Origin of the sequence: Flavobacterium sp., from assembly GCF_049240005.1 — a bacterium.
Lineage (GTDB): Bacteria > Bacteroidota > Bacteroidia > Flavobacteriales > Flavobacteriaceae > Flavobacterium.
On sequence record NZ_JBMLTK010000043.1, the window covers coordinates 1 to 6,085 of the forward strand.

A 6,085-nucleotide genomic window follows, 5' to 3' on the forward strand; every position below is an offset into this window, starting at 1 on the left:
AAAGCATATAAGCGCGAAACCCACCACAAGATGAGATTTCTTTTAAGGGTCGTGGGAGATGACCACGTTGATAGGTCACAGGTGTAAAGGCAGCAATGTCATAGCCGAGTGATACTAATAACCCGTAAGCTTTAAGTTCTTTAAACTATCAAAAACCCTATCGGAAGTTTTTTTCCCAGTATGTTAACTTATTACAGGTAACAGCTCCTAGAGCCCAGTGCCTAACGATTTAAGGTGATTATTGCGGCGGGGCTCACCTCTTCCCATCCCGAACAGAGAAGTTAAGCCCGCCTGCGCAGATGGTACTGCATCCGTGGGAGAGTATGTCGTCGCCTTTTTTTAGTGAAGCCCGTTCTTTTTTAGAACGGGCTTTTTTTGTATTGGAGCGACGCAGTTCCCCCGATAGCTATCGGGGTCGGGTCGTCGCCTTTAGCTTCGCTCAGTTCGCCCGCTAGTGCAGGCTCGGGTCTTTAGTGAACCCCAACCTAAAAGGTTGGGGTTCTTTTTTTTTTTATAAATGCTTCAAGAGTTTGGAACTCTTGAAGCGTTATCATTTTCTCTGCAATAACGATTGAAACAGAAATACCGTGACAGACGGCGCTCTGGTGCGCCGAGGCGACACGGCGACCCAAGAAGCCCGTGGCGGCCGTGCAAACCAAGCGACGGCTGAACGGTATTGACGTGGAAAGCGTGACGGGGCAGCGACCAAATTTCAACTATAAAACGCTGCACCGGATTGCCAAAAAAAAATGCGCAAGCCCTCAAAAGAGCTTACGCATCTAACAACCAAATTAATCAAATAGAAAGCCTAAAATTTAAAGACGTTAACGCCAATTGCGTAACCGTAAACCTTTTGATCGGCGTCGCGGTAAATGCGAATTTTATTGCAGGCGCGCCCGAGATCGATTTTTGTCCACGTTTTTCCGCCGTCAGTTGTTTCGAAACCGCTGTTCATTGTTCCTACAAATCCATGATTTTCGTCGATAAACCCGATTCCGAACTCACGAGCTGCAGGGTCTTCCACCAAATTTAGTTCCGTCCATGTTTCACCACCATCTGTAGTCTTTGCAATGCGCTGTTGTTTGACATTTGGATCCGGATTGTACGATTGAATGGTCACGTAACCGATTTTTGCCGTCGGAAACGACACTTTCCAAGTAGTCTCAAAAGGTCGTGCCGACTCGTAGACTTTTTTCCAAGTCGTTCCACCGTCGGTAGTTTTCAAAACCAAGGCATTGGACTGCGAAATGTCTTCATTATTAGCAGCGCAGGCGAAGCCTACATTTTTGTCCAGCATTTTTATATCAAACAGCATCTTGCAATCGGCTTGCATGCTGCGCGAAATCCAGGTTTCGCCGCTATCGTGGGAAATCATAATATTTGCCGGACTTCCCACACGACCAACGGCAAAAATATGGTGTATCTGCTCGGTTTTTCCCTTCTTCTTCACAGATTCGGAAACTACGTCGAAGGCACACAAACCTTTAACATACGGTCCGTTGTAAGGAACCGGCTTCCACGTTTTTCCACCGTCTTTAGTGCCGTAAAGTGGAATTGTATCGGTAACGTTCGGGAAATAATCGGTTCCAACTGTTCCGGCGAAACCTACATTTTCATTTAGAAATGCGATGGTTCTAAAGAATGTACCTTTTTGTTCGATTTGTTTGGTCCAATTCTGACCGCCATCGGTGGTGTGGTAAATCCGCCCAAATCCGTTGACATACCAACCTGTATTTCGGTCGATAAACGTAATATCGTCCTGCTTTCCTGCATAAGGTTCTGTATTTAGCTTTTGCCAAGTTTGCGCGAACAGGGCAGTGTTTACGCTAAAAAGAAAGATAAAGATTTTTAAGTTTTTCATAATTGTTAGTAGTTGATAGTGACTATTTGTTACTCAATTTTTTTGCCCAGTCAACCGATTTCTGCGTTACATCGGGATTGAAAGCCTGAAATAATTCTAGAATTTTTCCCTGACTAAAAAGGTCGTATGCTTGTTGCATACTTCCGGATTTTGCCAGATAGTGATCGGTTTCTGGAAAACTCAGCAGTGTCGCTGCATTGGGATGATAATAATTAACTGTCGATACGATCTGCTCGTGGTCGGCTTTAGAAAACGCCTGAAAATCCGATTCTCCAAAAAGCACCAGTACATTTCCGCTTGTATTTTTCCAGTTTTCAAGCAGCGGATAATCTTGGATTTGTCGCCAATACTCCTGATTTCGGTCAAAAATCATGTCTTTTCCGTTGTATTGCCATGCCGTTTTAAGGGTTTCAGCTTTTTTCGGATCGCTGCTAATATCACTTAAACTCTTTTTTTGAATGAAATAGTCGTAAGCGATTTCCGCCTGTAATCGGCAGTTTTCTTCGTATTCAAACGGTGGCGTGTTTGCGAGTTTTAATTGCAAGCGATTCATTTCGAGTTGATATTCAAACCAACTTTTTGCTGTAGTTCCGTAAACAATTGTGCCTTTTACTTTCTCGGTAGCGCTAATCGCCGGCGCTATGATGCCACCCATGGAGTGTCCGATAATAAATACGTTATCTAAGTCGACATACGGCAGTTGTTTAAGTTTCTGAAAACCTGTTTTAAATCCATCTATTTCGTCGGTTAGGGTAGTGGAGCTGCAATCAGCAGTATTCTGACTGTCGCCAAGACCACTTTTTTCCACACGAAGTACTACAAATCCGGCTTGATGAAAGGCATTTACGATTCGTCCGTAGGGATGATCTTCGGTTAAACCATCGACCGAACTACAAGTATATCCCGGAATAAAGAGTACGGCCGGGAATTTACCTTTGCCAGCGGGTTTATTGATGATCGCACTCAGAAATCCGTTTTTGTAAGGTATTCGTTCATAAATTACTTCTCCAACTGTGCTTTTTTCGCGATCGCGACCAGCCACTTTCGACTTAAGCTCGATTGTTTTATCATTTCGCTTTACGGTAAAGGTGATTGGGTCGTTCTCGGACAGTTTTGAAATCAAGTTCGAAACATCGCGCGGTTCGGTGATCGACGATCCGTTTATCTTTAAAACGATATCAGAAACCTGTAAATTACTGGCTTTTGAAGTACCGCCTACAATTTCGGTGATTTTTACACCGCCTCCATTTTCAGGAACTAGTCGAGCACCCAACCAGCCTTTTCGTGCCAAAGGTTGTGCGTAGATTTGTGCAGACAGTAGGAGCATGACAAGAAGTAACGACTTTTTCATAGCGTACGTATTGAATGATTTTGAGAATTAGATTTGAAATAGGGTAAGTCCGAAGCAAGCGAACACTAAAAGTAATTCGCCAATTAAAACGATTCGTTGCCAGTTGGGCCGATCAGACCACTTTACGTTTACGTTAAACGGATCGAAAGCTAATGCCAATCCGCCATAAATCAGCGCCTGATCGAACTGCTTCCGAACGATAAAAACTAGACTTACAGAAAAAAAGAGGATATGAATACTGCGAGTAAAGGCATGGTTCATTATATTTTTTTCCAAAAATACATGCACCAAGAACTTCGGCAGTTGTCAAAAATTGCGCATTCTATGCAACAAGCATTTTGAGCGCTGGCAATTACGCGTATAAAAGTTTATCTATAAGGTATTGTACTTACTCTTTAAAAAACACTAAAAAGTCGTACATGGAGATGCATTAAAATAGCTACTTGTACATCAGATACTTACCTTCTACTTTTTCTTCCCATTTTTATATGCCACTTTCTCTACGACCGATTTTTTCGGGACTGCTTTCTTTGCAGCGGGTTTTTGCGCTGCTCGTTTTACGGGTGCAGCGGGTGTTTTCTGTGTTTGTGCTTCTAAGAAATCCTTGTGAATGTCGCGCAGTACGTCGCTAGGTTGTTTGGGTTGCTCTTTACTTCCGCGAAGAAATAAAACCAATCCGTTGAGGAAATTTCGTAAAATCTGATCGCCACATTCTACGTAATTTGGGTGTTTCTCGTCTCGAAAAAATGCACTTAACTCCGATTTGGTGATTCGGAAATCTACTAATTGCAAGATTTCCACAATGTGTTCGTCGCGTAATTTTAAAGCGACACGTAATTTTTTAAAGATATCGTTGTTAGTCATTTTTCTTAATTGTTTCTGGAAATAGATTTTGTATGGCTTCGGCAAATTGGCTGCGCCACAGTTGTTCGTTATGATTGCCTTTTGGAATTATTTTGAAAGGTAATTCGGCTTCAGTATAGTTGCGTTTGTTTTTCAAGATGTCGATCATGTTTGTTATCTCGGCAACCATCGTTTCACTTTCTGAATCGCCACTTATAAAGTACAGTTTTGGTTTTTGTTCTCCTTTAAGCGGAAGGTCGTATACTTTCGAATCGTACCAAAATGAAGGCGAGAATACTAGAGCACGGCCAAAGATTTTCGAATGTTCAAAAGCGGCATAAAAAGCTGTCAATCCGCCGAGTGAACTTCCTCCAATTCCCGTATTTTTTCTGTCTGTCGAAACCGAAAATCGTTTTTTAATCTCCGGCATAACTTCTTGAGTTAGAAATTCAATAAAAACGGCTGCTTTTCCACCGCCGTATTTTTCGTGAACAAAAGGTGTCAGTTCTTCAAGTCGCTTTTCGTTTCCGTGATTTAAACCAACCACAATAAGCTCGGCTTTCAAAGCATTTAGCGTTTCATCAACTTCCCACTCACCCGAATAGGCCGTTTTCGCATCAAATAAATTCTGACCGTCGAACAGGTACAAAACCGGATATTTTTTCGATTTGGAATAGTTCAGTGGCAAGTACACCCAAACAGTTCTGCTCTCGTTAAGCACAGCCGATTTAATAGAAAAAGTCTGCACATTTTTTGCGGCAGTACTTCCTTGCCCCCAACTTTTATACAGAAAAGCGGCACCAAGGGAAACGAGAAGCAGTATAAAGTACTTTAGCATTTTTTTGTTGCAAGATAAGAAATAACGGGTTGTAGCCAGCACATCTATCGTTTAGCCTAAAGATGATTTTTATTTGGGCGCGCCGGCAAACGAGTCGTCGCTGCGCAAAAGAGGTTCAAGCCGTCACGTGTTCCGCTGTATCTTTTTGGCAAACGTTCCGTGGAAATTAAAATCGCCAAAAAGTATGTCGCTTCACCCGTTCGCGCGGAAAAGCTGCGCAAGGAAAAAGATTTAAAAATTGAAAGATTTAAAGATTGAAAGATTAGCTTTCAACACGCTCAGGCTCCCACGATATTTAGGTTCAGTAGGGCAAAACGATACAGTAATTGGTGATCGCATCAAAGTCTTAATACTTAATACTCCGATCTTAATACTCCAAAAATTCCGCATTGCGAACTTCGCGTAAATCTTCGTGTTCTTTGCGGTTAGGCATTCTACAACCTTTCGGACCGATGGAGCACAATGTTTCACAAAGTTTATCACAATGGACACCATGTTTGCCTTCGACCCGGTCATGTACCAGCTTTTTAAGCGCACATGAAACACTGAACTTCACAGAATTTTGTACAATATGGTACCGTTGAGGAAAACACAGAACGTGTCAAGCCACCAAAAAATCGCACCAGCCTTCGACAAGCTCAAGCTCGCACGATACGCGGGTTCGGGCGGGTAAAACGATACGTTAAGTGGTGAACGTCGCGATGTCTTAATACTTCAATCTTAATACTCAAATCTTAATACTTGATACTTATCCTAAAATATGCGGAAAACCCGTAATCGTATGTCAATTTTTTTTCAAAACTTCGCTTCGATGGGGGCGGGAGGGATGGGGAGCGATTCCCACGTACGAAAATCCCGGAAATAAATTTTACGGAAAAACCGCATTTTTGATAGATTTTCGAGATTTCGAAACTTCGAGATGAAAAGATTTAAGGAGCACAAAGTTTCTCAAAGTTTATCACAATGTACACCATGTTTGCCTTCGACCCGCTCAAGTACCAGCATTTTAAGCGCACAGAAAACACTGAACCTCACAAAATTTTGCGCAATATGGTACCGTTGAGGAAAACACAGAACGTGTCAAGTCACCAAAAAATCGCACCAGCCTTCGACAAGCTCAGGCTCGCACGATACGCGGGTTCGGTTGGGCAAAACGATACGTAAAATGGTAAACGTCGCGATCCCGATAGCT

At 42.6% G+C, this 6,085-nt stretch carries 5 protein-coding genes and 2 rRNA genes; 2 read left to right on the plus strand and 5 right to left on the minus strand.

Annotation, left to right across the window (positions count from 1 at the left end; all coding sequences use genetic code 11):
- Positions 1–139: ribosomal RNA gene (locus ACOVQQ_RS04365) — 23S ribosomal RNA — on the plus strand; the annotation flags it as partial.
- Between the two features lie 91 nt (positions 140–230).
- A 5S ribosomal RNA gene (rrf, locus tag ACOVQQ_RS04370) occupies positions 231–338 on the plus strand.
- Positions 339–808: 470 nt separating this feature from the next.
- Here the strand turns inward: rrf and ACOVQQ_RS04375 are convergent.
- From ACOVQQ_RS04375 to ACOVQQ_RS04395, 5 genes are all read right to left on the minus strand, one after another.
- Entirely contained in the window at positions 809–1,861 is a 1,053-nt protein-coding gene (locus tag ACOVQQ_RS04375) for a WD40/YVTN/BNR-like repeat-containing protein (RefSeq protein ID WP_421817115.1), read from the minus strand.
- Between the two features lie 22 nt (positions 1,862–1,883).
- Positions 1,884–3,212 carry an alpha/beta fold hydrolase gene (locus tag ACOVQQ_RS04380; protein WP_421817116.1) on the minus strand — a complete coding sequence of 443 codons (1,329 nt, stop codon included), beginning with the start codon at positions 3,210–3,212 and terminating at the stop codon, positions 1,884–1,886.
- Positions 3,213–3,239: 27 nt separating this feature from the next.
- Positions 3,240–3,473: a hypothetical protein gene (locus ACOVQQ_RS04385; protein WP_421817117.1), complete on the minus strand. Its 234-nt coding sequence runs from the start codon at positions 3,471–3,473 to the stop codon at positions 3,240–3,242.
- 204 nt (positions 3,474–3,677) lie between these two features.
- Positions 3,678–4,076 (minus strand): DUF1456 family protein, encoded by a 399-nt coding sequence (locus ACOVQQ_RS04390; protein ID WP_094485086.1) that lies wholly within the window; start codon positions 4,074–4,076, stop codon positions 3,678–3,680.
- Positions 4,069–4,893 (minus strand): alpha/beta hydrolase, encoded by an 825-nt coding sequence (locus tag ACOVQQ_RS04395; RefSeq protein WP_421817118.1) that lies wholly within the window; start codon positions 4,891–4,893, stop codon positions 4,069–4,071. The genes ACOVQQ_RS04390 and ACOVQQ_RS04395 overlap by 8 nt, the downstream gene beginning before the upstream one ends.
- Positions 4,894–6,085 lie beyond the last annotated feature (1,192 nt).

Excerpts from the sequence above, each read along its gene's own strand:
- ACOVQQ_RS04385 (WP_421817117.1), bottom strand. The coding sequence starts at position 3,473 with ATGAACCATGCCTTTACTCGCAGTATTCATATCCTCTTTTTTTCTGTA.
- ACOVQQ_RS04395 (WP_421817118.1), bottom strand. The coding sequence starts at position 4,893 with ATGCTAAAGTACTTTATACTGCTTCTCGTTTCCCTTGGTGCCGCTTTT.
- ACOVQQ_RS04375 (WP_421817115.1), bottom strand. The coding sequence starts at position 1,861 with ATGAAAAACTTAAAAATCTTTATCTTTCTTTTTAGCGTAAACACTGCC.
- ACOVQQ_RS04380 (WP_421817116.1), bottom strand. The coding sequence starts at position 3,212 with ATGAAAAAGTCGTTACTTCTTGTCATGCTCCTACTGTCTGCACAAATC.
- ACOVQQ_RS04390 (WP_094485086.1), bottom strand. The coding sequence starts at position 4,076 with ATGACTAACAACGATATCTTTAAAAAATTACGTGTCGCTTTAAAATTA.